At 70.7% G+C, this 25,706-nt stretch carries 26 protein-coding genes; 12 read left to right on the forward strand and 14 right to left on the reverse strand.

Annotation, left to right across the window (positions count from 1 at the left end; translation table 11 throughout):
- Nucleotides 1–46 precede the first annotated feature (46 nt).
- The 12 genes from BSZ36_RS19340 to BSZ36_RS08340 form a co-directional block, all read right to left on the reverse strand.
- Entirely contained in the window at nucleotides 47–199 is a 153-nt protein-coding gene (locus BSZ36_RS19340) for a hypothetical protein (RefSeq protein ID WP_179271092.1), read from the reverse strand.
- A gap of 82 nt (nucleotides 200–281) precedes the next feature.
- A complete protein-coding gene (locus BSZ36_RS08290; RefSeq protein WP_094547790.1) occupies nucleotides 282–440 on the reverse strand; it encodes a DUF1328 family protein in 159 nt (52 codons plus the stop codon).
- A gap of 89 nt (nucleotides 441–529) precedes the next feature.
- Nucleotides 530–1,642, reverse strand: coding sequence for a M14 family zinc carboxypeptidase (locus BSZ36_RS08295; protein ID WP_094547792.1), 1,113 nt, complete (start codon nucleotides 1,640–1,642; stop codon nucleotides 530–532).
- A complete protein-coding gene (locus BSZ36_RS08300) occupies nucleotides 1,639–2,205 on the reverse strand; it encodes a flavodoxin domain-containing protein (protein WP_179271093.1) in 567 nt (188 codons plus the stop codon). Before BSZ36_RS08300 ends, BSZ36_RS08295 begins: the two co-directional genes overlap by 4 nt.
- Entirely contained in the window at nucleotides 2,162–2,746 is a 585-nt protein-coding gene (locus tag BSZ36_RS08305) for a DUF6624 domain-containing protein (RefSeq protein ID WP_094547796.1), read from the reverse strand. The genes BSZ36_RS08300 and BSZ36_RS08305 overlap by 44 nt, the downstream gene beginning before the upstream one ends.
- Nucleotides 2,747–2,911: 165 nt before the next feature.
- Nucleotides 2,912–5,383: a zinc-dependent metalloprotease gene (locus BSZ36_RS08310; RefSeq protein WP_094547799.1), complete on the reverse strand. Its 2,472-nt coding sequence runs from the start codon at nucleotides 5,381–5,383 to the stop codon at nucleotides 2,912–2,914.
- An 18-nt stretch (nucleotides 5,384–5,401) separates the two neighbouring features.
- On the reverse strand, nucleotides 5,402–6,202 hold the full coding sequence (locus BSZ36_RS08315) for a hypothetical protein (protein WP_094547801.1): 801 nt from the start codon (nucleotides 6,200–6,202) through the stop codon (nucleotides 5,402–5,404).
- Nucleotide 6,203: 1 nt separating this feature from the next.
- Complete coding sequence (locus BSZ36_RS08320; protein ID WP_179271094.1) at nucleotides 6,204–7,475, reverse strand: type IX secretion system plug protein; 1,272 nt, start codon at nucleotides 7,473–7,475, stop codon at nucleotides 6,204–6,206.
- A gap of 28 nt (nucleotides 7,476–7,503) precedes the next feature.
- Nucleotides 7,504–9,693, reverse strand: coding sequence for a hypothetical protein (locus tag BSZ36_RS08325; protein WP_143536819.1), 2,190 nt, complete (start codon nucleotides 9,691–9,693; stop codon nucleotides 7,504–7,506).
- Between the two features lie 16 nt (nucleotides 9,694–9,709).
- Nucleotides 9,710–10,600, reverse strand: coding sequence for a DUF3078 domain-containing protein (locus BSZ36_RS08330; RefSeq protein ID WP_179271095.1), 891 nt, complete (start codon nucleotides 10,598–10,600; stop codon nucleotides 9,710–9,712).
- A gap of 93 nt (nucleotides 10,601–10,693) precedes the next feature.
- A complete protein-coding gene (locus BSZ36_RS08335) occupies nucleotides 10,694–10,873 on the reverse strand; it encodes a histone H1 (protein ID WP_094547810.1) in 180 nt (59 codons plus the stop codon).
- 130 nt (nucleotides 10,874–11,003) lie between these two features.
- A complete protein-coding gene (locus BSZ36_RS08340; RefSeq protein WP_094547813.1) occupies nucleotides 11,004–11,681 on the reverse strand; it encodes an amino acid kinase family protein in 678 nt (225 codons plus the stop codon).
- Between the two features lie 147 nt (nucleotides 11,682–11,828).
- Between BSZ36_RS08340 and BSZ36_RS08345 the strand changes: the two genes are divergently transcribed.
- Entirely contained in the window at nucleotides 11,829–12,428 is a 600-nt protein-coding gene (locus BSZ36_RS08345) for a CHRD domain-containing protein (RefSeq protein ID WP_094547815.1), read from the forward strand.
- A 109-nt stretch (nucleotides 12,429–12,537) separates the two neighbouring features.
- Here BSZ36_RS08345 and aroC read toward each other — a convergent pair whose 3' ends face one another.
- On the reverse strand, nucleotides 12,538–13,767 hold the full coding sequence (gene aroC, locus BSZ36_RS08350; RefSeq protein ID WP_094547817.1) for a chorismate synthase: 1,230 nt from the start codon (nucleotides 13,765–13,767) through the stop codon (nucleotides 12,538–12,540).
- Nucleotides 13,768–13,846: 79 nt separating this feature from the next.
- Between aroC and BSZ36_RS08355 the strand changes: the two genes are divergently transcribed.
- Nucleotides 13,847–14,674, forward strand: coding sequence for a carbohydrate kinase family protein (locus BSZ36_RS08355; RefSeq protein WP_094547819.1), 828 nt, complete (start codon nucleotides 13,847–13,849; stop codon nucleotides 14,672–14,674).
- Nucleotides 14,675–14,713: 39 nt separating this feature from the next.
- Here BSZ36_RS08355 and BSZ36_RS08360 read toward each other — a convergent pair whose 3' ends face one another.
- A complete protein-coding gene (locus BSZ36_RS08360; protein ID WP_094547822.1) occupies nucleotides 14,714–16,270 on the reverse strand; it encodes a S1C family serine protease in 1,557 nt (518 codons plus the stop codon).
- A gap of 77 nt (nucleotides 16,271–16,347) precedes the next feature.
- On the opposite strand from BSZ36_RS08360, the gene BSZ36_RS08365 reads away from it, so the two are divergent.
- The 10 genes from BSZ36_RS08365 to dnaX all read left to right on the forward strand — a co-directional run.
- On the forward strand, nucleotides 16,348–17,484 hold the full coding sequence (locus BSZ36_RS08365) for a glycosyltransferase (protein ID WP_094547824.1): 1,137 nt from the start codon (nucleotides 16,348–16,350) through the stop codon (nucleotides 17,482–17,484).
- 139 nt (nucleotides 17,485–17,623) lie between these two features.
- A complete protein-coding gene (locus tag BSZ36_RS08370; protein ID WP_094547826.1) occupies nucleotides 17,624–18,196 on the forward strand; it encodes a thioredoxin family protein in 573 nt (190 codons plus the stop codon).
- Between the two features lie 53 nt (nucleotides 18,197–18,249).
- A complete protein-coding gene (locus BSZ36_RS08375) occupies nucleotides 18,250–18,903 on the forward strand; it encodes a tetratricopeptide repeat protein (protein WP_094547828.1) in 654 nt (217 codons plus the stop codon).
- Nucleotides 18,900–19,472 (forward strand): hypothetical protein, encoded by a 573-nt coding sequence (locus tag BSZ36_RS08380; protein ID WP_094547830.1) that lies wholly within the window; start codon nucleotides 18,900–18,902, stop codon nucleotides 19,470–19,472. The genes BSZ36_RS08375 and BSZ36_RS08380 overlap by 4 nt, the downstream gene beginning before the upstream one ends.
- Nucleotides 19,472–21,178 carry a BatD family protein gene (locus BSZ36_RS08385; protein ID WP_094547832.1) on the forward strand — a complete coding sequence of 569 codons (1,707 nt, stop codon included), beginning with the start codon at nucleotides 19,472–19,474 and terminating at the stop codon, nucleotides 21,176–21,178. The genes BSZ36_RS08380 and BSZ36_RS08385 overlap by 1 nt, the downstream gene beginning before the upstream one ends.
- Nucleotides 21,175–21,930 (forward strand): SH3 domain-containing protein, encoded by a 756-nt coding sequence (locus BSZ36_RS08390; RefSeq protein WP_094547835.1) that lies wholly within the window; start codon nucleotides 21,175–21,177, stop codon nucleotides 21,928–21,930. The genes BSZ36_RS08385 and BSZ36_RS08390 overlap by 4 nt, the downstream gene beginning before the upstream one ends.
- 86 nt (nucleotides 21,931–22,016) lie before the next feature.
- Nucleotides 22,017–22,715 carry a thymidine kinase gene (locus BSZ36_RS08395; protein ID WP_094547837.1) on the forward strand — a complete coding sequence of 233 codons (699 nt, stop codon included), beginning with the start codon at nucleotides 22,017–22,019 and terminating at the stop codon, nucleotides 22,713–22,715.
- 3 nt (nucleotides 22,716–22,718) lie between these two features.
- Nucleotides 22,719–23,312 (forward strand): J domain-containing protein, encoded by a 594-nt coding sequence (locus tag BSZ36_RS08400; RefSeq protein ID WP_094547840.1) that lies wholly within the window; start codon nucleotides 22,719–22,721, stop codon nucleotides 23,310–23,312.
- 243 nt (nucleotides 23,313–23,555) lie between these two features.
- A complete protein-coding gene (locus tag BSZ36_RS08405) occupies nucleotides 23,556–24,083 on the forward strand; it encodes an RDD family protein (RefSeq protein ID WP_094547842.1) in 528 nt (175 codons plus the stop codon).
- A gap of 155 nt (nucleotides 24,084–24,238) precedes the next feature.
- Nucleotides 24,239–25,706, forward strand: a 1,468-nt coding sequence (dnaX, locus tag BSZ36_RS08410; protein ID WP_143536951.1) for a DNA polymerase III subunit gamma/tau, incomplete at its 3' end; no start/stop codon positions are given.

The following is a 25,706-nucleotide window of genomic DNA, read 5'->3' on the forward strand; positions in this document are numbered from 1 at the left end:
GGGGGCCTCTGGCGGCCCGGCCCGCGTGGGGCCCGGCCGGGAGGAGCTAGATCAGGAATGCCGCTACGGTAAGCAGCAAGAAGGAAAGCGTGGTGGCCTTCGCGATGGTGCCCGGCCACGTCGCGCCGCCGAAGTAGGCGACGATGCCGGAGGCGATGGCACCAGCCGCGAAGGCGAGTCCGAGAAGCGTCGTCGACATGGGGCGTGGCGAGGGGATCACAAAGAGAGAGGGCGCACGGAACGGGTCCGCGCGCCCTCTGAAAGGCGGTTTCGGAAGGCGTCTACAGGATAAACGCCAGAACAAACAGGATCACAGCGGCGACGAGCGCCAACTTCGCGATGCTCGCCGAAAGACCGGCGACGCCGCGAAAACCGAGCAGGGCCGCGACGAGCGCGACAACAGCCAGGACGACAAAGACTTCAAAGAATTGACCTCCCATGAGAGTAGAGGGTGGGGTGAGGGGACCTCTGACACTCTCTCCCCTCTTACAGGTTGCCTCCTACCCGCACATAAAGGGTTTCCCCCATCTCACACGTCCGTGCTGGCCGCGGCGGTCTGGAGCGCGAGATCGATAACGCGGAGGTGTATCCGCACCGCGCGGTGGGCGTCCACCGTCCGAATCCCGAACGTCTGGACGGCCTCGCCGAGGGCCGCTCCGGCCGCGAGTTCTGGCAGCCTCTGGCGCCATTGCTCTGCCAGCGCGGCAACGCCCAGCTCATGCGCGTAGTCGGCCGCGAGGTGGAACAGCGGCAGCTCCGTCACCACGCACAGCGGGCTCGCGCCAGAGGCCACGACCGCCTGCTCTATGCTAGAGCGGTGGAAGCGCGAGGCGGTCGCTTCGTCGCCTGAGGCCCGGAAATGCGCTTGCATGGCGGCGCCCTCTGGCGTGGACCAGAAGCCAGGACCGCCATAGCGGAAACCTTTGTCGCCGCCGCGGTCGTGGTCGTGCAGGCGCAGGCCGGCGTGGGCAGCAGCCTCCCGGAACCCGGCGCGCAGCGTCTCGGCCTCTGGCGCGTGCAACCATTCCTTCTCGATCAGGAGCAGCGCGCCCTCGGAGAACGCCATCCCGTGAAGGCTCGCGTGGAGCGCGAGGCTCGGCGCTGCGCCAGAGGCGGAGCCGCCGAACAGGAAGTCCGTCGCGGCTCGGTTTTCTGCACGCATCGCCGGGTAGCCGAACTCGATGTCCTGGCCCGGCTGCTCGCGAAGTCGGTGGCGGAGGAACAGGCGCAGCATCGCCTCGGGGTCGTCTGCCTGTTCGGCCCAGCGCGAGATCCACGCCTGGTTGCGGGCCTCGGCGTCCGGGTTGACGTGCGGGACGATGCGGAGCGTCCACGCGTCCCACAGGTCTTCGAGGCCGCCGTCCTCGGCGCCCCAGCCTCTGGCGCCGAGCCCGTCCAGAACGAGGTGGCGCAGCGTTTCCGGCCCGACCGGCTCGTCGGCGTGGGCGCCGGCCATGAGCGTGGCGAGGCGCGGGCCGTAACCCAGCGTGATGCCCGCCAGAGGCCTCCCCTCCTCACTCTCGCCGATGATCTCGAACTGCGCGAGGTCGGGGTTGGCCTCGCACGCGGCGCGGAGTTCGTCGTGGACCTCGCCAGAGGTGCGGAAGCGGACAGAGCCGAGATCGAGGTCGGAAAGCGTCATGGTGCAGGCGCCTCGTGCGCGAAGGCCTGGGCGATGCGGTCGGTCCACGCGAGCGCGCCCGCCGTGTCCTCCGCCGTTGGCGTGCCGTCGATCTCGTGGAGGGGCGCGGCCTCTTGCGCGCCGTACTCCGCCAACCGCTCGCCCAGCCAGATCGCGGCGGTTTGGTAGTACGGGTGGTAGTCGCGGTCGCCCAGCCCGATGATCCCGAAGCGGACGCCGCTGAGGTCTGGCGCGACGACCGGTAGCGCCTCCTCGAAGTCCTTCCCGTTGTCCGGGAACGTGCCGTCGGACCATGTGCACATCACCACGATGATCTGCCGGTGCTCCGCCAGAAGCTCAGGGTACGCCTCGGCCATGTCGACGAGGTGCGCGTCGAACCCGAGGTCGGCGAGGCGCTCGGATACGGCGTCGGCAATGGTCTCGCTGTTGCCCGTCTGCGTGCCCACGAGCACGAGAACGTCGGGGTTGGCGGCGTGGAGGTCCATGATTGCGTCTGCCTCTGGCGCCAGAGGCTCGGGTCTAGTGGGAGTCGTCGTCGAGCGGAGGCAGGCCGATGGCGGCACGTCGCGCGTCCAGGCCATCCGGGTCTTCCATCGGCAGGTAGACCCGCTCGCCCGTTTCCGGATCGTTGCGGTACTGGCTTCCGTAGCGCTGCGGCAAGTCGTTCCGCACGAGGACGCGGTCGGTCAGCATCGCGAGCTGCCACGCCTCGGCCTCTCCTGAGGCGACGGCGGCCTCGAGCAGCGGCAGATACTCTTCCTGCCGTTCGAGAGGTGCGTGCTGCACGACGAGAAAAACGGTGCGCGCGCCGTCCTCGCCGACCATGCTCCGGCCCGGCCATCCGTGCTCAGCGATGATCGCGGCAATTCGGGCTGTGTTGGCTTCGTCGAGTTTGTTCTGGACGCTCCAGAACTCCTCGTGTACGGCGTGGGGCACTCTCCCGTCGTGCTCTTTGCGGATGCGCATCCACTCCATGCGACCGTCTTGGTCAAGGCTGTGGATCACGACGAGTTCGGCCGCAAGCTCGGGGTTTGCAGGCTCTGCTTGGGCACTGACGGCGCCAGAGGCGGCGCAGAAGACCAGAACGCAGATCAGGAATCGCATCGGATCGGGGGCGGACGGTTTGTGTCTCATTGCCGTGCGAACGCCCCGCCTCCAGTGCGGGGTTCGCGCCAGAGGCCTCTGGCGGGCGCCCGGCAAGGTCGCTATAAACGACGAACGCTGGAGAGACCGAAGTCTCCCCAGCGTTCGAGAACCGTCAGGCGGTGACTAGCCCTCGTCGTTGTCTGGATCGAGCGCGTTGTCCACGCGCGCGATGATGTCTTCGAGGTGCAGGCGTCCCATCCGGTCGTTGCGGTAGCGGCGGAGCGCACCCGCAGCCGTCTCGCGGACCGTCATGAGTTCGCCACGGGCGAGCGCGCGCACGTCGGAACGACCGCCCGGGAGCGTGTCGAAGCTGCCGCCTCCGGGGATGGAGGTCGAGCGCGACTGGTCGGTCGTGAGCAGGCCTTCAAGGGCTTCCACGTGTGCCCGCTGGAGCGCGCGGCGCGTGGCGTCGATGTCGGCGCCAGAGGACAGCTCGGTCCAGACGCCGGCGCGGAGGTCAGCCATGAGCTCCATCGGCGCGTACGCGTCCGAATCGGTCCACAGCTGCTCCTCCATGCGCGAGAGGCGGTCGAAGCTGAGCAGGCGGCCAACGACGCCCTCCTGCAGGCCGAGTACGCGGCGGGCGGCGCCCGCCGGCTCGATCCGCGCGAGGATGTCGCGGTTCAGCAGCCAGTCCGGACGCTGCAGGCCCTCCTGGATGATGAACTGCACGGCCTCGCGCTGCTTGTCAGCGGGGACGGTGGTGTACACCACGCCCTCGTCGCCCATGTACTTCGTGTCGGCGTAGACGCCGCCCACGTTGTTGGCGACGTGGCCGAGGTACCGGTTCCACTGCCCGGCGATGTTGCCGTAGACCTCTGCCAGGCCGGAGTAGTCCTCGCCGTCCTCGGTCGCCCACTCCAGGAGCATCGGGACGGTGCGCTTGAGGTTGGCGAGGCCAAGCTGCGAAGCGTACACCGCGTCATCGCCCAGGTCCTCGGACTGCGCCCGGGGATCGAGGATCGCGCCCTGCGCGCCGTAGCGGTTGACGGGGTCCTTTAGCGCCTCGCGCGTCATCGCCTGAAGCATCTCGCGCTCCTCGGGCTCGCCAGAGGCGTCCGGGAAATAGCGGTAGCCCCAGTTGGTGACCCACTTGTCGTACTCGCCCACGTCAGGCATGAGCGTGGTCACGCCATCACCGGGCTGCGCGACGTAGTTGAAGCGCGCGTAGTCCATGATGCTCGGCGCCGTGCCGCGCGTGGCGGTAAACGTCGGGCTGCGGAGGCTGTCCACCGGGTAGGCGTTGGACGAGATAAAGTTGTGCGGGAAGCCCAGCGTGTGGCCCACCTCGTGCGCGGACACGAACCGGACGAGGCGGCCCATCACGGCGTCGTCGAACTGCAGGCTTCTGGCGTCGGGGTTGATAGCGGCCGTCTGCACGAAGAACCAGTTGCGGAGCAGGTTCATCACGTTGTGGTACCAGCCGATGTCGGACTCCAGGATCTCACCCGTGCGGGGGTCGTGGACGTGCGGTCCGTAGGCGTTCTGGATGTCGCTCGCGAAGTAGCGGATCGTGCTGTAGCGCGCGTCCTCCGGGCTCCAGTCCGGGTCCTCCTCCGGCGTCGGCGCGTCGGCGGCGCGGATGGCGTTGCGGAAGCCCGCGGCCTCGAACGCCTTGTTCCAGTCCTCGACGCCCTCCTTCAGGTACGGGCGCCACACGTCCGGCGTGGCCGGGTCGATGTAGTACACGATCTGCTTCTCCGGCTCCACGAGTTCGCCTCTGGCGTAGGCCTCCATGTCGCTCGGGACCAAGCGCCAGCGCGTGATGTAGCGGCGCTCCTCGGCGCGCTGCGTGGGGAGGCCGTAGTCGGTCTGCGAGATGGAGAAGAAGCCGACGCGAGGGTCGTAGCGGCGGGGCCGCATCGGGTCCTCCGGGAGTCCCACGAACGAGTGCGACATCTCGACCGAGAGTGTGCCCGTCGAGGAGTTCGTCGGCGGCTCGGAGGCGACGTAGGTGAGGACGGTCCGGATCTCGATGTTCTCCGGGTAGGCCGCCGCGCGCACGATGTAGGAGCGGTCCTTGTCCAGGCTGCGCACCTTGTACTGCTCGCGAGCGCCCTGCGGCAGCCCGAACACGGGGATGTCCGTGTTGAACAACGCGGTCATGTCCACCACGACCGACGTGTCCTTGCGGACCGCCATGCCTTCCAGCCGCGCGATGATGGGCTCGAACGTGCTGTTGCGCACGGCCTGCGCGATGGGCAGGCCGCTCTCTGCCACGACGGAGTACCGGATGGTGCGCAGGAGCGCGTCGTTGCCGACGCGGTCGAAGCGGACGGCCTGCGTGTTGACCTTGGTGCCGCCGTAGGCGAAGCCTTCTGCCGTCCGCGCGATGCGGCTCACGACGAGGATTTCCTTGCCGAACAGCGAGTCCGGGATCTCCCCGAGCACCTTTTCGCCGTCCTCCAAGAGGTGCAGCGTGATGAGGCCTTCATCGGTCTCCGCGTCCTTGGTGACCTCGGCGAAGGACTTCATCTCGTCCTTTTTCTCGGTTTTGGGCGGCGTCTTGGAAGCCTCCGGCGGGGTGGGCACAGAGCCCGAGCACCCGGCGATGACGAGGGCAGCCACGAGGGCTGGAGCGAAGCGAAGCAACATGTGATGCGGTGGGTGAAATCAGGGAGAGGTGAAGGTCCAGTCTACAATCGCGACGCCCATCGTAGGGACGGGCGCGAAGGCACCGACGTAGACCGGACCGGCCGGGCGGTCCAGGCGGACCGGCGCGGATACGAGTGGCACGCTGTCCAACGCTACGACGAGTTCGCCCGGGGTGTAGTCCAGGTCGAGGCGGTGAGAGCCGCGCCAATCGCGCGACGCCAGAGGCTGGCTCGCGACGGGCTCAAACGCGTCGCCAGAGGCCGCGCCGCGCGTGCTCACGGTGAGTTGCGCCGTGTTGCCCACGCCGGGATCCATCAGCGTAATCAGGAGTTGCCCCGTTCCGCCCGTCGGGCTGGACGAGGGGTCGCGGAGTTCGACGCTCAGCCCCGCGGTCGCGCCGTCGCTGCCGCTGAGATCGACCGTGATCGACATCTGGAACGGCTGCGGAGCGGCCTCTGGCGAGAACGCGTCGGTCAGGTAGGCCGTGCCGGCCTGGAAGCTCCCGCGGGTCACGTTGGCGGGCGTCAACCGGAGGTACTGCGCGGCGTCGCCCAGGTACGCGCCAGAGGCCAGCGTCCGCTCGGCGCGATCGCGCTCGGTCGCGGTCACGGCGCGGCGCTGCACCATCTCCGCAACGGTGGTCTGCACCCACGCCGCGCTGCCCTCCACGATCACGCGGTCCGGCGCCAACACGCCCGACGTCGCCGCCATCGCGGGAGGCTCCACGCGGTCCACGAGGACCGGCCCCTGCGGCTTCGGGGTGGAGCAGGCGGCAAGCGCCAGAGGCAACGCGAGGAGCAGCGGGCGAAACGGGGACATGCTAGCGGGCGACGACACTCTCGACCCCAACCAAGCGCTGCGTGAAGCGCGTGAGGTCTTCGAAGAACACGAAGGCGGTGAACACGGTCGGCTGGCCCAGCGCGATGGGCCTCTGGCGCGGCGTGGCGCGCGGGGCGGCGTACTGGTAGGCGTAGCGGCCCTGCTTGACGAGGAACGTGCCCTCGTAGCGGTTGAACTCGGGCACCCACGTCATGCGCGTGCGGGCCGGGGCAGCGCCAGAGGTGAACACGCCCTGAAGGTAGACCGGCCCGGTGACCGGGCTCCGCGTTTGCGGCTCGTAGCGGAACAGCGTCTCCACGTACTCCCCATCGGAGTCCGGGCGGCCGGCGTCGAAAAACGCGCCGTCGATTTCGGCGGCGGTGAGCAGGCCGGGGTCTAGGAACTCCCCGCCGAAGGCGGCCTGGTCCACTTCGAGAACGGCCTCTGGCGGGATCGTGCCCACGTTGAGCTCGCGCACCTCCTCGTTGATGTTGAGCCCGCCGAGGTCCAGAGCGTAGAGCGGCTCCGCGGGTGGGAAAGCCTGCGCTCGAGGGAGGTAGAACCCGTAGATGGCCTGTTCCGCGAGCGAGGGCTCCGGCGCGCACCGGAGCGCACGGACGTTGCCGTTGCGGGCAAAGCAGACCGTGAAGCGGAAGGCGTCCTCACGGCTCAGTGAACCCTGGGGCGTCAGCCGAGCGGCGGGCTGGATCGCGTCCCCAACGGCGCCCGTTTCGGCCAGCCGCGTTCCCAGCAGCAGTTCGGTCCGCACGAGGTCCTCGGAGACGAAGAACGGCATCTCGAACAGCGCCGCGCCGCCCGATTCGCTCACGCGGAGCGCGTACTCCCCCCCAAGCTTGAACCCGATCGAGGCGTTGGGAAAGCTGTAGCTGTAATGCGTGTACGGGATCCCCGTCGCGCCAGAGGGCTCGGCGTCGAGGATATCGTCGCGGTCGAAGGCCGTCAGGTACTCGGTCGGGAGCAGGTCCGTGCCGCCCTCTCGGTCGATGCGGCGGAACTCGATGTCCAGCGACCGCGGGCCGAGATCGTCCAGAATGTCGAACTCCAGCGTGAGCGTCCGCGGCTCGCGGAGCGAGAGGATCGGCATCGAGACCTCATCGCCGGTTTGGTAGAGTTGGAGCGTGCCGATGCGCGCGTCCGTGGCGATCGGGAGGGCCGGGTCCGCCTCTGGCGAGAACCCGTCCGTGCCCTCAGGCACCGAGCAGGCCGCGAGGGTGAGGAGCGCAGCAAGGACGGTGGCAAGGCGTTGCGTCATGCCCGAAGATAGGAGCACGGCTCGCCGATCATCGGGCCGTTCGGCGTCCCCAGCGGACGCGACCGCGGAGGTCCTGCGCCACGCGCGCGGCATCCTGCTGGCCTCTGGCGCTGAAGCCCTCCTCCGCGGCCAGAGCCAGCCTGCCCGACGCCGCAAGGTCCCCCGCGGCGTAGGCGAGACGCGCGCCGACAAGTGTTAGCGCGGGGTCCAGTCGCGCGGCCCAATCGCCCGGTTGTTGGAACAAGCGCCAGGCACCCAGCGGGTCCCCCGCCTCCGAACGCAGCAGCGCGCCGAACACGGCGCCCGCCTCGCCAGAGGCCGCGAGCACGTCCGCCGCACGCACCGTCGCGAGGGAGTCGGCGCGTGGCAAGAGCAGCGTGCGGAGCGTCAGGGGCGAGAGCTGGGATTCCAGCGCGGTCAGCGCCAGCGCCTGGACGCTATACGGCGGCAGGGCGTCTACCGCGAGGGCGTAGGCCGAATCGGCGCCAGCGGCTCGGGACAGCTGTAGGGCGCGCGCGAGGCCGAGGCGTGGTGCGGAGAGACCGGCTGTATCTCGCGCCACGAGTGCTCCCAGACGGCGGACGCTGGCCTCTGGCGAACCCGCGAGCATCCGCGCCGATTCCAGCTGCGTTCGGACGAGGAGCGCCGTCGTGCTATCCGCCAGAGGCTCGCGGGCGCCGGCCTCGAACCGCGCGAGCGCCGTTGCGAGGTCGCCGCGGTCCCACGCGTCGGCGCCCTCGCGGAACAGGCGGTGCCAGCGCGGGACGTGGTGCGGGCACGCCACTTCGAACAAGGACGGCTGCCCGAAGCGCCACGTGGTATAGGCCACGGCCTCTGGCGAGACCTCGACGGAGCGCATGTGTGCCGTCCACTCGCGGGTCAGCGACGCCAGAGGCTCACCGTAGGCGGCTTCCCACGAGGCGCCGCCGTACACGGCCCGGACCGGCGCAGCGCCACGCTCCGCCAGAAGCCAGGCCACGAAGGCGCCCGTCGTGGAGTAGGCCGCGCCGGCGCGGCCGCCCCAGAAGCCCAGCGGGTCCATCGCGGCCCGGACCGCCGCGCCGGGATCGCCGATGCCGCCGTCCTCTGGCGCGAGCGTCATCGCGACGGCGACCTGCTGCTCGGGCACCGGGAGGCCCTCCGGCGGCTCCAGCGCCACCGCTAGCCCCTCTACCAGCCCGATCTTCCACGTCGCCCCGGTAATCGGGCTGGCGAACTCGCGCGCGACGACGTGGACCAACTCATGCCCCAGGTCGCCGTCGGCGCGCTCGGCCAGGAGGTGGACCTGAGGCGAGCCCAGCCAGACCGGAACGACGCTCGTCTCGCGCGATCCGATCAGCGCCGCCTTGGTCCCGGCGTCGGGGTACAGGTACACGTGGACCGTGGCCTCTGGCGCGACGCCCAACGCCCTCTCTACCTGAGCGCTGCGGTACTCCATCTCGTCCGCGATGGCGCGCGCCCTCGCCAGAGGCGTTGCTGTGGGATCGTAGTGCAGCACGGCGCCGCCCGCCTCGATCCGCCCGGGCAGCGCGCGGCGGAGGTTGGATTCACTCTGGGTGAACCCGAGTGGCGTGCTGAGCGCGTAGGCCGCGACGAGGACGACTGCAATAACGGAGACCAACGCCAGAGGCCTCCCCCTCCCCTCACCCCGGCGCCACCGTGCGAGCGCAAATCCTCCCACCGCCCACAGCACGGCCACCGCGCGATGCGCTGCCAGCCCCGGGCGTAGCGCCAGCTCGGCGTCGTAGATCGGGCCGAGCACACCCCCGTAGAGCACGTTGTACACGAACAGCTGCGGGTGCAGCTTAAGCGTCACAACCGTCGGGACCACGAGGACGACGAGCCCTCCCAGCGTTAGCCAGAGCCTCTGGCGCCGTACGCTGAACGCGTGCAGCACGTCGGCGCTCGCGAGGCCGAGCAGAACGCTCGGGGGCACGAACAGCGCGAACAGCGCCAGTCCCAGGCCGTAGCCGCAGTTCGGGCGCCAGAGGAGCGTCGCCGTCAGCATCGCCAGAGGCACGGCCAGCAGCGCGAGCTGCCGGCGCGCCACGCGCGCCAGAGGTTCGCCTCTTGCGAAGGCGGCCAACCCGCTCCATCCCGCGACGAAGAACGAGAACGCCGCGACGATGGCGGCGGCCTCGGCGTGGAGCAGGCCGAATACCGGCAGCGGCCAGAGCGCGAGCCCGAGGGCGACGTACGCTAGGGCCGGACGGACCACGCCGGTCTGCGCCACCCTAGAGCAGCGAAAACGCGAGCCCGACCGCGAGGGACTGCCGCAGCTGCACGTCCTCGGTCACGTCGCGGTCGTACAGCGCCGCGGCGTCCAGCGTGACGTTGAGAAACGAGTTGACGTTCATCGTGAGGCGGTTCTCGAAGAGAATGTCTGGCGCCTGGTTACCCAGTTGGTTGAACGCCTGGAATGCCATCAACCGGCTGGAGAGCGTCACGTTCTCGACGATCTCGCGGCGGTACCGGAGCTCGGAATCCAGTCCGGCCTGCACGCGGAACGCCTCATCCGGACTATTGCCGTAGATCGCGCGCAACCGCTCGATCCCGACGTAGGTCTCCTTCAGCCCGAGGCCCACCCGAGCGGTAAAGCCCGCGCCCGGGTCATAGACGACGCCAGCCGACTGCGAGAGGACGAGCGGCGCGAACGCATCGGCGACCTTGACGCGCCCTTCGGTCTCGCGAGGCAGGTCCGGGTACTCCCCGGCCTCTGGCGAGTAGTCGTAGCCCGCGATGAACTGGGTCCGGGCGGCGAGAGAGAGCGACGGCCGGAACGGGCCGCCCGTCTCCACTTCGAGCCCGTAGGCGTACCGCGCGATGTCGTCGGACTTGCGGAAGCCCAGCGTGTCTTGCTTGAGTAAACCGAGCGCCAGACGCACCTCGTGGGCCTGCCGGAGCCCGCCGCTCACGCGGTAGAAGATGCCTTCCGAGCGCGCGGAGAACGCGACAGCGTCGATCCCCCCTTCTTGCCAGTTGCTGTACTGGGCTTGGGAGCCCGCGAACTGGAGGGTGAGATCACGTAGCCAGCCGTCGGCGGCTTCGAGCGTATCGGGCGCGCTCGGCTGCGCCGCGGCGGCGGCAGAAAAGAGGACGAGGAAGAGGACAGGAAGACGCTTCACAGAACCAGATAAAGATGTGCCAGGGACCGACACGAAAAACGGCCGTACCCGGAGAGGTACGGCCGCAGCGCAGAGCGCGGAGAGAGACCGGGATTACTCCGCGTTCTTCTTCTCCTGGACGTCGTTGCGGATGTCCTGGGCCTTAGCCTTGATCTCCTGCATCGTCTTGCGGATGCGGGTGCCGGCTGCCTTGTTGCCCTTTTCGTAGAACTTCTTGAAGTCGTCCTCGGAGTTCTCGAGCATCTCCTTGAGGTCGTCGTAGTGGTTAGCCATTGTGGCGAAGGGGGAGGGTGGAAATGAGGGGCCGCAGAGGTTCTAGTGCCCCAGCGGATGTGAGATCAACTTAACCCGCCAGAGGCAGGTGTTCAACGCGAAACCCGCTTTCTTGCGCCCTAGGGCAGGGTCACGAGCTGGAATCGCGGATCCGCATGCCCTCCGGGCGCCCCGGACGGCGCAGCGCGGACCTGCGGATGGCCACCACGGGGACTCGCTCCAACCCTATGCGCTGCAAGACCTTGGCATCGGGCACTCTGGCGGCTTCGGCGTCACCTGTGCCCTCACCTCCGGCCTCTGGCGGTTGCCCGAGGACCAGCACGGCTTCGGCGCCCAGTTTTTCTGCCAGAGCGGCGCTAAACGGGCCCGGATCCACTTCTCGGACCCCGTTTCCGTCGCCAGAGGCGATCGTCAGGACGACCGGAACGGCCCGCTGCCGGCACAAATCTGCGAGCCAACTCACGCGTCCGACCGAGCCGTCGGCGCGGGCGAGGCCGCGGTCGACGCCGCTCACGCGGACGGCGTGGACGCCCGCTTCGGAGAGCTCGTGGACGATCTGACGGTTGAGGTCCCGGCCGGCCCGTTCCGCGAGCGCTTCGGCCTCTGGCGTCGCGAGTTCGAGCGCGCCGTCGCGCCGGGCGACCGTCGCGCCAGAGGCTTCAAGCGCGCGCTCCGCCGCTTCGCCGAGGCCGTGGACGACGACAATGCCGTCGCCGCCGGCGTCGTGGCGGGCCTTGAGGTCCCGGGCGAGGCCGGTCAGGAAGAGGGGGTCGCCGAGGTAGTAGGCGTCGAGGTAGAGGACGAACATCGCGGGATCGGAAAGGGCGTCAGAGACGAGAAGCCTCTGGCGGCGTTCCACATGCGCCCTACAGGCCCTCTTCAGGCAATCCTCAGAACCCCCGAGAGGCCCGGCGCCTATCGTAGAAGCTCCTTCGTCCACACCACCGATTCCACTATGCGCTCTCTGCGTATCCCAGCAGTCGCCGTCCTCGCTGCCGCCTTCGCGATGGCCGGCTGCGACAACGGCCCCAACACCCGGACCTACACCGCCGACCTCTCGGCCCTCAACGGCTCCGGCGCCTCTGGCGTTGCCACGATCACCGTCGACAACGAGTCCAACGTGGTGAGCGTGAGCCTCACCGCCAGCGGCCTGGACGATACGATCCACGCGCAGCACGTCCATTCGGCCGGCTCCATCATCTCCTCCTGCCCCACCGCCGCGGACGACGCCAACAGCGACGGCTACGTGGACGTGGTGGAGGGTCTGCCCAAGTACGGCCCCATCATCCTCCCGCTCGACAACGACATCTCGGGCGCGGACGCGAACGTCTCCGGCTTCCCGACCGGCACGTCGATCGACTACACCACCTCCGCCCCTCGCGCTGACGTGGCGGACGCCGTCGACAACGACGGCTTCCTGGACTTCCAGGACTGGGCCATCGTCGTGCACGGCACCACGGAGGACCTGCCGAGCACGGTCGCCACGCTGCCCGGATCGGGCCTGTCCAACCAGGTCACGCTCCCCGTCGCCTGCGGCGCCATCCGCTTCCAGTAAGCGGCTCGCCTGACGGACGCCTCTGGCGTGTGCGGCGGCTCTCTGCGGAGGGCCGCCGCTTTTTTGTGCGCCTCTGGCGGCACGAGTCCCGCCGCCAGAGGCCAGGCCGCTAGGCGCGCTCCATGCCGAAGCGCTCGCGGTCGGCGTCCAGCCGCTGGCGCAGGTCCTCGAACGTGTCGCCGCCGTAGCGCTCCACGAGGGCTTCGGCAATGGTCCAGGCGACGGTCGCCTCGGCGACCGTGCTGGCGGCGGGCACGCTGGTCACGTCGCTGCGCTCGTAGCGCGTCGGCTGCGCCTCGCCCGTTTCCAGATCCACGCTCGCCAGAGGTCTGATCAGCGTCGGGATGGGCTTCATCGCGCCGCGCACGACGATGGGCATCCCGTTGCTGACGCCGCCTTCGACGCCGCCGGCGTGGTTGCTCTCGCGGCGGTACGCGCCTCTGGCGTCGCGCGAGATCGGGTCGTGGACCTCGGAGCCCGGCGTGCGGCCGGCGGCCCAGCCGTCGCCCACCTCGGCGGCCTTTTGCGCCTGGATGGAGAGGATGGCTTGCGCGAGGCGGCCGTCCAGGCGGCGGTCCCAGTGCACGTAGCTGCCGAGGCCAGGCGGCACGCCGGTCACGATGACCTCGTACACGCCACCCAGCGTGTCGCCGGCGGCCTTGGCCTCCTTGATGTGCGCGATGGTGCGCTCGGTGAGGTCGGCGTCCAGCATCCGCGTCTCGCTCGCGTCGGCGGCTTCGTAGAGCGCGCGGGCGCCGCCGCTGGCGAGGAGCGCGTCGCGCCCTTCGCGCCAGAGGCCGGGGTCGTCCATGCCCACCTCGCCGATGCGTAGCACGTGGGAGCCGACCTCGATGCCGAGCGCGCGCAGCATCTGCCGCGCGACCGAGCAGCACGCGACGCGCATGGCGGTCTCACGCGCGCTGGAGCGGTCGATGACGGGCCGCACGTCGGGGCCGTGGGGCGCCCGGTCGAACCCGTATTTCTGGGCGCCTGCCAGGTCCGCGTGTCCCGGGCGTGGCATTGTGATCCCGTCCACGCCTTCGCCGGTCCCGCCAGCGGCCATGACCTCGGGCCACCCCGCGCGGTCCTTTTCAAAGGCAGCGTTGGCGAGGTGCAGCGCGATGGGGCTGCCCATCGTGTGGGAAAACCGGAGGCCCGAGAGCACGCTCACTTTGTCGCGCTCGATCTTGGCGCGGCCGCCGCGCCCGAAGCCCAGCCAGCGGCGCGAGAGGTGCTCGTCCAGGTCGGCGGCGGTGACGGGGACGCCCGCGGGCATCCCTTCGACAATCCCGACGAGGGCCGGGCCGTGGGACTCGCCGGCGGTGAGGTAGCGGATCATGGTGGTGCGGGGGAAACGGCCGCAAGATCGCGGCGCGGCGCGGCCTCTGGCGTGATCTTCGGGCGTAGCCCATCGCGCCGTGCCCCGTTTCCTCCTCGTTGGCGAAGTCCTGTGGGACGCGCTCCCGCGCGGCCTCTTCCTCGGCGGCGCGCCTTTCAACGTCGCTGCGCACCTCCAGCGTCTTGGAGAACCGGTCCGCCTCGTGACGCGCGTCGGCGCCGACGAGTTGGGCCGTGAGGCGCGCAGGCGGATCGCGGCCACAGGCCTCGACGCCTCTGGCGTGCAGACCGACCCGTCCCTCCCAACGGGGTTCGTGCGCGTGGGCGTCGACGCCTCTGGCGACGCTCGGTACGACATCCTGGCGCCGGCCGCGTGGGACGCCATCGCGCCGCCAGAGGCCGGTGCCGAGGTCGTCGTGTTCGGCACGCTCGCGCAACGCGACGCCCGGAGCCGCGCCGCCATCCGGGGCCTCTGGCGCGGAGCCCGCGTGCGCGTGCTGGACCTCAACCTCCGCCCGCCGCACGTCTCGCCAGAGGTGATCGAGGCGTCCCTGCGCGCGGCCGACATCGTCAAGCTCAACGCGGAGGAGTTGAAAGCGCTGCGCGAGCAGTTCGCGCTGGCCTCTGGCGGGGCGATGGCGCTGCGCGACCTCGCCGAGCGGTTCAGCCTCGCGAGCGTGTGCGTCACGCGCGGCGCCAGAGGCGCGCGGCTGTTGCACGACGGCGAGGCGTTTGACCACGCCGGGTGCGCCGCCGAGGTGCGCGACACCGTCGGCGCGGGCGACGCGTTTCTGGCCGCGCTCCTCTCGGGCCTGTTTCGCGGCGACCCGCCCGCAGACGTGCTGGACCGCGCCAACCGGCTCGGCGCCCAGGTCGCGGGCGTCGAGGGCGCGCTGTTGCCGGCCTGAGCCTCTGGCGCCAGAGGCGCTAGTGGCCTCCGCCAGAGGCTACTCGACGAAGGGCGAGAGCAGGTCGTAGAACGCCGTGATACCGTCCGGGCGGCGCACGCGGAGAAGCGCGGGCGAGTCGGTCTGGGCGAGGCGGTCGAGGATGATCTGCGCGTCCTCGGCGGAGCCCACGACGGTGCCCTCCACCTCGGTCACGACCGTCCCACGCGGCAGGCCGTCCTCGTCGGCCGCGCTGCCGCTCTCGATGGCTTCGACGAACGCGCCAGAGGCCACGCCGAACGTGCGGCGGTCGTCGGGCGTGAGGTCGCGGAAGCGCACGCCCCAGTCGGTCGCGCGGGCGCGTGGGATGTCTGCCGGTGCGGGGGTCCGGGGCGACGGTGGTGGCGCAGCACCGCCCGCGATCCACGATTGCAGGCCGGGATCGTCGTAGCCCACGAGCGACGTCTGGAGGCGGAGGCGTTCGCCAGCGCGCCAGATCGTGAGGTCCAGGCGATCGGCTGGTTGCGCGAGGGCAACGCGGCTCTGGAAGCGGTTGGTGGCGTCTACGGCCACGCCGTTGACTTCGAGCAGCACGTCGCCGGCTTCCAGGCCTGCACGGGCACCGGGGCCGCCGGAGTACACGTCACTGACGAGTACGCCGGCGATGCGGTCCATGCCGCGCTCGCGCGCATTCGCCGCCGTCATCTCGCCCACCTGAATCCCCACGTAGCCGCGCCGGACCTCGCCAAACGCGATGAGGTCCTCGGCCACGCGACGCGCGAGGTTGGCGGGCGCCGCGAAGCCGTATCCCTGGCTTACGCCGGCTTGATCGTCCGTGGCGATAGCGGTCACGATGCCGATCACCTCGCCGTCGAGGTTGACGAGCGCGCCGCCGGAGTTGCCCTGGTTGATCGGCGCGTCGGTCTGAATAAAGTCCTCGATGAACACTTCGTTCTGGATCGCGCCAACGGATCGACCGAGCGCGGACACAATGCCCTGCGTGACCGTCCCGGTCAGCCGGAACGGGCTACCGACCGCCAGCACCCACTCCCCCACTTCGAGCTGGTCCGAGTCCCCGAGCCGGGCAACGGGCAACGGCTCTTCGCCCCCGACGCCGACCTCCAGCAGACGGAGCACGGCCAGGTCTGTTGTCGGATCACGGCCCACCACCTCGGCGGCGTACTCGCGCTTGTCCGTCAGCACAACTGTGACGCGGCGGCCGCCTTCGAGCACGTGCGCGTTGGTGAGGACGTAGCCCGCCGGCGAAATGATGACGCCGCTGCCCGCCGTCGTGCGCGGCCCGTAGAACGGGTCCCCGCCCGCTTCGGCGCCGTCGACCTCGATGTAAACGACGGCCGCCGTCGCGCGGCTCGCGACCGTCGTGAAGAGCCGGTTGAGCGTGCGAAGCTCGGGGATCTCCTCCGTCGGCAACGCCTCCTCGTCGTCCTCGTCCGGCCCGATCTGGATCGGCTCCGGCTCCACCGCCGACGGCGCAAACGGGGCCTGGCCTCTGGCGACGGATTCGGGCGCGGGCTGGCCCATACGGGCCACGGGGAGCCCGATAAGGATGCCCACAGCGATGAGGGCGAGAGCGAACAGGATGCGGCGGACGGTCACGTGCAGTGAGCGCGGGAAGGGTCGGTAACATACGCGGGAGGCCGGAGATTTCGCCTCCCTCGCCCCTCCCAAACCGGATGCCCTCCGCCGCCCCGCCCGATGTCGCCTTTGCCCTGCTGGGCGACGTGACCGCCTCGTCACGGGCGCTCCGGCAGATCCGCACCCTCGCGGCTTCTGGCGCGAGAATCCAGGCTCTCAGCGTGGGCGATCCGCGCGATCCCGGCGCGTTGCCCGAAGGCGTGGTGCTCCAGCAGGTGGAGGTGCCGAGCGCCAGAGGCCCGGCGCTGTTCTGGGCCGCCCACCGCGCCATGCGCGCCGCCGCTGCGGCCTCTGGCGCTCGTGTGCTCCACGCCAGCGACCTCCACGTGCTGCCGGCGCTCGCGCAGGTCGCGAAAGCCTCTGGCGCCGGCGTGGTCTACGACTCGCGCGAGTACTACCCCGGCCTGGACGCCGCCGGGCGCCCGTGGGTGCGCTGGACCTGGGGCGCCATTGAGCGCCGCTTCGCGCAGCGCGCCGACGTTTCGTTCACGGTCAACGACGCCATCGCGGACACCTTGGAGGCGCGCTATGGCATCGCGCGGCCCGTCGTGGTCCGCAACGTCTCCGACGCCCCCGCCAGCGGCCTCACGCGCACCGGCGAACTCCGCCAGAGGCTCGGACTGGGCGAGCGACCGCTCGTGCTGTACCAGGGGCTCTGGCGCTACGGCCGCGGGCTGATCGAACTCGCTGACGCGATGCGCGCCGTGCCCGAGGCTGCGCTCGTGCTCGTCGGCGAAGGGCCTCTGGCGCCAGAGCTGGAGGCACGCGCCGCCAGAGGCGAGGTGCACCTCCTGCCGTTCACGCCGCCCGACGCGCTGGTCCGCCTCACGCCCGACGCCGACCTGGGCGCGATGACGGCGCTTCCGCTGACCGAGAGCCTGCGCATGGCGCTGCCCAACAAGCTTTTCGAGTACGCCGCCTCCGCCGTGCCGACGCTGGCGGGCGCGGGCATTGAGCCTCTGGCGGATATGGTCACGCGCTACAGCGCAGGCTTGAGCGTGGACCCAACCGACCACAGCGCCCTCGTCGGCGCGATCCGCCATGCCCTCGCGCCAGAGGCGCAGGCCCGGTTCGCCGCCGGAGCGCGGGCGCTGCACGCCGCGCATACGTGGGAGGCGGAGAGCCGGACCTTTCTCCGGGCTTACCGGCGCGTGCTTCCCTCGCTCGGCGCCTAGCGGCGGGCGCGAGGGTACCACGTAGGGCCTCTGGCGCAAGGCGTATGCACTCACGCCGCCTGCTCACGCGTTTCCCGAGAACCCCGCCAGAGGCCGGGGCGTCGCTCACTAGATTCTCGCTCCCACCGATTCCGGCTCCATGTCGCGCTCCGCTCTCCTCCTCGCCCTCCTGTTCTCCGCCTCTGGCGCGATGGCGCAGGCCACCGACGCGTCCGTGATCCCCGCCGACGCGCCCGACTGGACGCCGATCGAGACGGCGGTGACGGAGGCCAAGACCGGTCAGAAGACGCTCCTCCTCCACGGCTACGCCGCGTGGTGCGGCTGGTGCGCCCGCCTGGACAACGACGTGTACACCAACGACGAGATCCAGGAGTACCTCGACGAGAACTTCGAGGTGGCGCGGCTCGACATCGAGAACCGCGAGACCATCGAGTTCTTCGACTACCGCTTGCCCACGGCGTGGCTCGCCAGCGGCCTCGGCGTGACCTCCACGCCGACGACCATTTTCATGGACCCCGAGACCGGCGAGGTCATCACGCGCCTCCCCGGCTACGCCGACCCCGAGACGTTCCTCTTCGCGCTCCGCTTTGTCCGCGAAGGCGCCTACGAGGAGGGCTCCTTCCAGGACTTTATGGACCGCGAGAAAGGCGTCACCGACGAGGACCTGACCGACGCGGACGCGACGGCCCCGCTCGTGCCCGTCGCCAACTAGCCCACGCCGTCCCCGGTACGGGGGCGCCAGAGGCCACCCGCAGCAGAGCGCCCGTGCGAGCCGCCCTTTTCCTCCTCGGCCTCGGCGTATTCGGCGCCCTCGCGCCCGGCGCTCGCGAAGGCCGCAACGGCAACGCCGCGCTGGAGGCCGAGCCTCTGGCGGCGGAGCAGGAATACATCGCCGGGCTGGCGCAGGAGGACGTGCCGCCGGAGATCCGCGCCGCGCTGTTCAACAACCTCGGCCTCGCACGTTTCGCGACCGAGCGCTTTGCCCAGGCCGACTCGTCGTTCTCCGACGCGCTGCCGTGGGTGGGTAGCCCGCAGCGGCACGCGCTCGTGGCGTACAACGCCGGGACCGCCGCGCTGGCCTCTGGCGACCTCACGCGAGCCGTCGCCGCGCTCCGCCGTGCGCTGATCCTGGACCCATCGATGGTCTCAGCGCAGGTCAACCTGGAGATCGCGCTGTTGCGCCAGAGGCGGGGCGATGAGGACCAGCAGCCCGAGAAGCCGGAACCCTCGCCGTTCGCGGAGCGCTTGAAAGCGCAGGCGGATTCGCTCGTGGAACGCCGCGAGTACGAGCGCGCGTTCGGGCTCATGCAGAACGGCCTCGCACGAGACTCCACCGTCGCCGCGTTCGGTGAGTTCATCCAGCGCCTCGGCGACGTCGCCGAGGTAGACTCCGACACCACCTCCCTCCCGCTCCCGTGAGGCGCTTCGCCTTTCTCGCCCTTCTCCTCGCCGCGCCCCTGGCGGCGCAGCAGTTTACCCGCACGCCGGGCGCGACCGAGAAGTACCACACCGCCGCCCAGGCGCACATCGCCGGCGAGACCGACCGCGCGATCCAGGAGGCCGAGGCCGGCCTCGCGCTCGACCCGGACAACGCCAAGCTCAAGCGCCTGCTCGACCTCTTGCGCCAGCAGAAGCCGCCCCAGGACGGCGACGACGGCCAGCAGGACGAGAACTCCGAAAGCGGCGACGAGGGCGACAAGCAGCAGGACCCCGGCGACAACGGCCAACCGGAGCAAGACGATCAGGCCAAGCGCGACGGCACGGACCAGGATCAGAACAAGCCGCAGGACCAGCAGGACGGCGCCAACGGCTCGCGTCCCAACACGCCTCCGCGCAACCAGCCCGGCGCCTCTGGCGACCAGCGCGGCGCCCAGATGAGCCAGGCCGAAGCCCAGCGACTTCTCGACGCCGTCGGCGCGGAAGAAGAGCTTCTCGTCTCCAAGATGCGGCGGCCCACGCGCCAGAGGCGGTCCGAGCGCGACTGGTGATGCTGCGCGGCCTCGCCCTGCTCCTGCTCTCTCTCGCCGTGGCCTCTGGCGTCCACGCCCAGGTCTCCGCCTCGGCCTACGCCGACCGGACCGTGTTGAGCGAGGGAGAGGTGCTCACGTTCACGCTCGAAGTAACGGGCGTGGACGACCTGGGAACGGTCACGCCGCCCGTCCCCTCGCGCCATCTCCGGCTGGAATCCACCACGCCCAACCTCCGCAGCCGGACCACATTTGGCGCTCAAACGCGCATCACGCTCGGGTGGCGCTACCGCGCCGTCGATACCGGCCCTGCAGAGTTAGGCGTGATGAGCTTCCGCGCCGCCGGCCAGTTCTTTACGACGGACCCGATCCAGATCGACGTCACGAGCCGCCGGCCCGCGCAGCCGCGCCAGAGGCCTCTGGTGCAGGTCCCCAACTCGCCCATCGGCTCGGGCAGCCTGTTCGTGCGCGCCGTGCCGCGCAAGACGCAGGCCGTCGTGGGCGAGCAAATCGTCGTGGACTACGTGCTCTATTTCGATCCCGCGCGGGTCTCTCCGCGACAGGCCACGGCTACGGGAACGTGGGACGCGCCCGGCTTCTGGCGCGAGGAAATGGACGTGCCCACCCGCGACACGTACCCCCGCCCCGCCACACTCGGCGGCCGCGAGCTCCGTGCGGTCACCATCCGCCGCCTCGCGCTGTTCCCCGCTCGCGCGGGCGAGTTGGAGTTGGCCGCAATGGACTTCGAGATCGAGATCCGCGAAACCGACACCACCGACCCATTCGCGCCCTTTTTCTCTCCGTTCCGCTCTCGCCGCGTGGACCGTAGCGCAACGGCTCCCGCAGTCGCCATCGACGTGCGCTCGCTCCCTCCCGGGGCACCGGACGGCTTCGGCGGCGCCGTAGGCAGCTTCGAGATGAGCGCCCGTACGGCGCCTCTGGCGGCCCAGCCCGGCGATCCGGTCGAGCTCATCCTCACACTTCGTGGGACCGGCAACGCCGCCACGCTGACCGCGCCCGAGATCGACGCGCCGCAGGGCGTGGACGTGTATGACCCGACCTCGGAGCGCTCCACCGACACGGCGCGCAGCCCGCTTGTCAGCGTCCGCCAGTTCACCTACACCTTTGTGCCGCAGGGCGGCTCATTCGAGATCCCCGAGATCACGTGGAGCTACTTCGACCCCGAAGCCGGCGCGTACCGGACGCTGCGCGAGGGTCCGTTCGAGATCCGCGTGGACGGCGCGCCCCTGGCCGCGGCCTCTGGCGCCGGCGCCGATGACGTGGACGCGCGGTGGCAGCGCATGCGCGGGCTCTCGACAACGCCGCTCTGGGGCGTCCTGGCCGTCGGGCTCGCGCTCCCAGCCATCGCCGGCCTCGGGCTGCTGGGTGTCCGGCGTCGCCGCCAGAGGCCCTCTCGCGCGGACGCGCCGGATGCGGCGTCGCGGCTCAAGCGCGCGTCGGACCGGCCGCCCAAGGAGCAGGCCGCCGAGGCCGAGCGCGTGATCCGCGAGACGCTCGCGGATCCCATCGGGCCTCTGGCGCGAACGCTGCCGCGCCGCGAGTTGGTCGCCCGCGCCGAACGCCTCCAGGGCTCGGACGCCGCTCGCGCGCTTGACCGCGTGCTCGCGCAGTGCGAAGCCGCCCGCTACGCGGGGGAAACCGGCGCCTCCGACCTCGCCGCCGATGCCCGGCAAGCTCTCAAGCCCTTCGGCCTCGGCGCGCGATGATGGTCGTCCTCCTCCTGCTCCTGCAACTTGCCGCCCCCGGAGCGTTGTCGCCAGAGGCCACCTCGCGAGAAGGTGCCGAGGCGCTGCGCGTCCAGTCCGCCGTCCTCGCCGCCTCTGGCGACACGACCGGCGCCATCGCCGCGCTCGACGCGTCGCTTTCGGGCGGATGGAAAAGCCCGCAGGCACTTCTCGCGCTGGGCCGCATCCACCTCGCGCAGGGCGAGGCGGGGGCTGCCGTGCTCGCGCTCGAACGTGCTGCCCGCCTCGCTCCCGCGGATGTGGACATCGCGACGGCCCGCAACGCGGCGTACGCGCTCGCCCGGCAGGCTCCGCCCAACGTGCCGCCTCCGTTTGTCGCCTCTCGCGCCGTCACGTCGCGCATCGGCGCCGGCCTGCTCGTGGTCCTCGCGCTCACGCTCTACCTCGGCACCCTCCTCCTCGGCGCGTTCTGGCGCCGCCAGAGACACCGGCGGCCCGCGCCTCTGGCGGGCTGGGCAGCGCTCGGGCTCGCGCCCCTGGCGCTCGGCGCCCTAATTCTGGCGGGCCTCGCGCTGTGGGACGCCGGGCAGCCGCGCGCGGTCGCGCTCGTGACGGTGGACGTGCGCGAGCGGCCCGCGCCAGAGGCCGCCGGCGCAGGCGCGATCCGGGCTGGCGAGGTCGTGGACGTGGGCGAGACGCGCGGCCTCTGGCGCCACGTAGAGACCGGCAACGCGGAGGGGTGGGTCCCTGCGCGCGCCGTTGAGCGGTTGTAGGGCGGAGCGGGGCAGGGCCGCTCCGGGAATCCCTCCACAGTCCGGCCCCTCTTGCCGCGCGGCGCCAGCAGCCCGACCTTACCCGTATGGAACCTCATGTGTACGTACGGGACGAAGGAGGCCGCCGAGCCGGGTGGATCGAAGTGGTGTGTGGGAGCATGTTCTCGGGCAAGACCGAAGAGCTAATCCGCCGCTTGCGCCGCGCCCGCATCGCGCGGCAGCGCGTGGCGCTGTTCAAGCCCGCCATCGACAACCGCTACGCCGAGGACGCCGTGGTCTCGCACGACGCCAGCGCCATGCCGTCGGTCGCCGTCCACGCCGCGGACCAGATCCTTCTCCTCGTGGGAGACGCCGACGTGGTCGGCGTGGACGAGGTACAATTTTTCGGGCCCGAGCTCGTCGATGTATGCCAGCGCCTCGCGAGGTCTGGCAAGCGCGTCTTGTGCGCGGGCCTGGACCAGGACTTCCTGGGCCAGCCGTTCGAGCCCGTCCCGCAACTCATGGCCGTGGCCGAGCACGTGACCAAGCTGCACGCGATCTGCGTCGTCTGCGGCGCGCCTGCCAACCACTCGCAGCGGTTGGTCGCGAGCGACAGCCGCGTGCTTGTCGGCGAGGCCGAGGCCTACGAGCCGCGCTGCCGTGAGCACTTCCAGCCGCGCCCCGACGCGCCTACGCCAGAGGCCACGCCCGCCGAGACGTCCGCCTCTGGCGCTCAGGCGGACGCGCAACTCCACCCGCTTCCCACGGTCTCTACCGAGACCGCCCCACAACACCCCGCGATCTAGCCGTTGCCCGAGTCGATCAACTACAGCCTGCTCGCCGGGGGTCTCCTCTCCATCGCGCTCATCGCGAGCGCGTTGCTGGGCTGGTTGGGCGATATCAAACGGGTGGGGGCGGCCACGTCCGCGCGCGAGACCACGCGGCGTGCCAAGCGGAGCGGCCCGCGCGCGGCCTCTGGCGCCGGGCCCGCAGCCAGCGCCGCAAGCGCCCGGCGCACCCACGCGACCGAGCAGGAAGACCGCATCCGGGACGCTTACTTCGCCAAGGAGCGCAAGGCGCGCGAGTTCCGCGAGCGCCAGAGGCGGCAGCAGCAGTCCCGCCAGAAGGCGCGCACGAGCTCTAGCGGCCCCCGCACTTCCTCTGGCGGGAGCACCCACGCCGCCCCGCCCTCGGCGTCCACTCTTGAGGCGACCTACCGGCTGACGCTCGGCCTGAAGGGCCCCGCCACGAAAGAGTCGGTGCGGGTGGCCTACCGCCAGCTGATCGCGGCCTACCACCCGGACCGGTGCGCAACGCTCGGCGTGAAGCTCCAGAAGCTGGCCGAGGAGGAGACAAAGCGGATCAATGAGGCCTACTCTTATTTCCGCCGCGTGCTGAAGTAGGGACTGGGGACTGGGGACTGGGGACTGGGGACTGGAATCTGCGTGCGCCCGGCCTCTGGCGCCAGAGGCCTGCGCGCTTCGCGCCGTAGCCGCGAGATGACCGTCTGGTTCGGCTGGGGATGATCGCGATTTGTCCTCTAGCCCCGGCCCTCACACGTGGCCGTCTCGCCAGAGGCTTCGTTTGTCCGCCGGAGCGCGCCGGCGGTACCATGCTGCCCTTCTCGCTTGCCCGCCGCGCCTCGCATGAGCGCTCCCGCTACCGTCTCGGACCCGAGCCTCGCCACCCGGACCCGCTCCGTCCTTGTCCGCCGCGCCGCCGCGTTCGTCCTCGATGTTGCCTTCGCGCTGGTCGTGGCGCTGCTGTTCGCGATCCCCGACGTGGCGAAAGAGCGCTTTTTCGGCTTCGGCCTGCTCTTGGGTGGCCTGTACCTCCTCTTTCGGGACGGCCTGCCTCTGGCGGCGCTGAGCGGCCGCTCCATCGGCAAGCGGATGCTGTGGCTGCTCCCCATCCGGCTCGGCGGGACGACGATGGACCTCAAGACCTCTGCCAAGCGCAACTGGACGGTCGCGCTCATGCTCCTCTTCCCAGGGCTCGCAAACCTCGCGCTCGGCTACCGCCAGATCGTGCTCGCGGGCAACATCGGCGTCAACGACGCGCTGCTGGGCCTCTTCGCGCTGCTGCTGCTCGTGGAGATCGTGCTCGTGCTCGTGGACCCCGTCGCGCGCCGCATCGGCGACCGGCTGGCAGAAACGCGCGTGATCGAGGGCTAGAGCGCCCGCCTCGCACCTCCCGGCGCCTCTGGCGCCAGAGGCGGAGCCCCGGCGCGCCCACGCACTGACACGCCGGCGCCAGAGGCCAGCGGTTACCTTACGGCACGGGCTCGCGGACCTCCGCGCGGCCCCCAGGACCCCCCCTCGCGACGCCCATGGCCGACGCCCCCGACAAGCCGCGCTACCTCGTCACCGCCCGGAAGTACCGGCCGCAGACCTTCGGCGACCTCGTCGCGCAGGAGCACGTGGCGGAAACGCTGCGCAACGCGATCCTCGGGGACCGTTTGGCGCACGCCTACCTGTTTTCCGGCCCGCGCGGCGTGGGCAAAACGACCGCCGCCCGGCTCGTCGCCAAGGCCGTCAACTGCCAGACGCCTCTGGCGGAACGCCCGGACGCCGAGCCCTGCCGGACGTGTGAGGCCTGCCGCAGCTTCGAAGAGGGCCGCGCGCTCAACGTCATCGAGATGGACGCGGCGTCCAACAACGGCGTGGACGACGTGCGCGAGCTGCGCGAGACCGTCCGCATCCCGCCTCAGGGCGCCGACAAGAAGGTCTACATCCTCGACGAGGTCCACATGTTCTCGGCCGCGGCGTTTAACGCCCTGCTGAAAACGCTAGAGGAGCCGCCACCTTACGCCCTCTTCGTCTTCGCGACGACCGAGCCGCACAAGGTTCTCCCCACCATCCTCAGCCGCACGCAGCGGTTCGACTTCCGCCGCATCCAGGTCCCCGAGATCGTGGGCCGCTTGCGCGAGGTCTGCGAGGCCGAAGGGATCACCGCCGACGAGGAAAGCCTCGTCCTCATCGCGCGCAAGGGCGACGGCGCGCTCCGCGACGCGCTCTCGCTCTTCGACCAGGCGCTCTCCCTCGTCGGGATGAACCTGCAGATCGGGCCGCTTCGCGAGGCGCTCGGCGTCGTAGACGAAGACGTGTTCTTCGCCGTCTCCGACCGCGCCGCGCAGGCCGATCGCGCCGGGCTCATCACGCTCGTGGATGGCCTCGTCCGCCGCGGCTACGACCTCGCCGAGTTCGTCGACGGCCTAGGCGAGCATCTCCGCGACCTCATGGTCACGCGGACGACCGGAAGCGCAGACCTGGTGGAGGGCACCGACACCACGCGCGCCCGCTACGCCCAGGCCGCTGGCGCGTGGGCCGAGGCCGACCTTCTGCACCTGCTCATGCTGGTCGAGCAGTGCGCAAGCGACCTCCGCGACAGCCGCCAGCCGCGCCTCGTCGTCGAGCTCGCGCTCGTCAAAATGGCGACGCTGGAGCGCGCCGCGAAGCTGGACGTGCTGCTGGACCGCCTACGCCGGATCGAGTCCGCGCTCGCCGGCGGCGCCTCGCTTCCTACTGGCCCCGCCTCTGGCGGTGCGGCCCCTGCCCAACTCGCCTCTGGCGCGAGTGCGTCCTCTGCTCCGGCTGTGCAAGCCCTCGCTTCCGCGCCAGCCGCCTCGGCGCCGGCGGCACCTCAGGCGCCCCCGGCCTCTAGCGCTCCCGCGCAGCCCTCCGCTTCCCCGATGCCCTCGGGAGCGAGCCCGGGTGAGCACGGCGCCGTGCAACAGGCGGCTCCGGCCTCTCCCTCTTCTGAGGCGCCCGCCCCCCCGCCCGCTACGCCAGAGGCCG

It is taken from the genome of Rubricoccus marinus (genome assembly GCF_002257665.1).
GTDB lineage: Bacteria > Bacteroidota > Rhodothermia > Rhodothermales > Rubricoccaceae > Rubricoccus > Rubricoccus marinus.